Annotated in this window: 2 protein-coding genes; both read left to right on the top strand. The window is 43.9% G+C overall.

The window, feature by feature from the left end:
- Window positions 1–224 precede the first annotated feature (224 nt).
- Window positions 225–962 carry an ABC transporter ATP-binding protein gene (locus QUB52_RS20580; protein ID WP_332974684.1) on the top strand — a complete coding sequence of 246 codons (738 nt, stop codon included), beginning with the start codon at window positions 225–227 and terminating at the stop codon, window positions 960–962.
- The gene (locus QUB52_RS20575) at window positions 959–1357 is read left to right on the top strand and encodes an EamA family transporter (RefSeq protein ID WP_332974648.1); all 399 of its coding nucleotides are present in this window, start codon (window positions 959–961) and stop codon (window positions 1355–1357) included. The genes QUB52_RS20580 and QUB52_RS20575 overlap by 4 nt, the downstream gene beginning before the upstream one ends.
- Window positions 1358–1427: the final 70 nt, after the last annotated feature.

Here is a 1427-nt window from a genome sequence, read left to right as displayed (position 1 = left end):
CAATGTCCGCCTCCGCGGACTAAGAGTTAAATCGAAGATAAGCGGGCGATTGAAATCGCGCCTACACAAACAATGTCCGCCTCCGCGGACTAAGAGTTAGAGTGATGCCTTACAGTCCTCTTTTAGAGGACTTTAGCTATGAGACAGGGGTTTTCAACCCCTGGCGGACTGCTGGAAAAGAGATAAACTTTATGGTTAATAATAAATTTTTAAACAACAAAATAATGCAGCACAGCCCAATTAAAACCAACGAAAACATCCTCTTAGAACTCAAAAACCTCTGTGTAAATTACGGAGGAATTCAAGCCCTCACAAATGTTGATTTAACCGTAAATGCAGGCGAAGTTGTCAGTCTCATCGGTGCTAACGGTGCGGGGAAAAGTACGACACTGAGAGCAATTTCTAAAATAGTTAATTTGCGTGAAGGAAAAATTATCTATAGCGGGCGCGATATCACGCGCCGCCAAGCTCACGAAGTGGTAAAATTGGGAATCGCCCACAGTCCAGAAGGACGAAGAGTTTTGGCGCAGCAAACGGTGTTGACAAACTTGGAATTAGGGGCCTATGTGCGATCGGACTTTGCGGCCATCAAAGCCGATTTAACCCGCCAATTCGAGCTATTTCCGCGCCTAGCAGAAAGGCGCACTCAACTAGCTGGAACCCTTAGCGGTGGGGAACAGCAAATGCTGGCGATCGCCCGCGCGCTCATGAGCCGCCCGAAACTGCTATTATTAGACGAGCCTAGTTTAGGGTTAGCACCTGCGATCGTCAAAGAAATTTTCACAATTATTCAAAACCTACGCTCTACGGGCGTTACAATTCTATTGGTCGAACAAAACGCTAACTTAGCACTCCAAATTGCCGATCGCGCCTACGTACTAGAAGCTGGTAAAATTACCCTCACAGGTATAGGATTGGACTTGCTAAACGACGAGCGAATCAGGAGCGCATATTTAGGTTGACTTGGTTAATTTTTGGAATTCTCACTGCTTTTTTTGAAGCAATAAAAGACGTTTTTGGCAAGCAAAACCTGAAAAAAAACGACGAATACGTGGTAGCTTGGTCACTAGCATTTTTTTCAGCCGTCTTTTTAACTCCCTTTCTATTTTTCATAAAAATACCCCAATTAAACCCGCAACTAAACCCGCAATTCTGGATAGCATTGTCAATCGGAGGAAGCATCAACGCAGTCACAGCTATCCTCTACATTAAAGCCATCAAACTATCGGACTTATCCCTCACAGTACCGCTAGTAGCTTTGACTCCCTTATTCATGCTGTTCACTTCACCGTTAATTGTCGGCGAATATCCCAATTTTTTTGATTATATCGGCATTTTTCTGATAGTCACAGGGTAAGGATTCAGGTAAAAAATAGTTGATTGAGAGCCGAAAAATATGGTAATGTAGTCAGATGAGCGAAAAGCCA

The sequence above is a fragment of the Microcoleus sp. A6-C6 genome, assembly GCF_036705955.1.
In the GTDB taxonomy this organism is placed as follows: domain Bacteria; phylum Cyanobacteriota; class Cyanobacteriia; order Cyanobacteriales; family Microcoleaceae; genus Microcoleus.
Note: the sequence above shows the minus strand (reverse complement) of the source record. Positions and strands in the feature narration are given on the sequence as shown.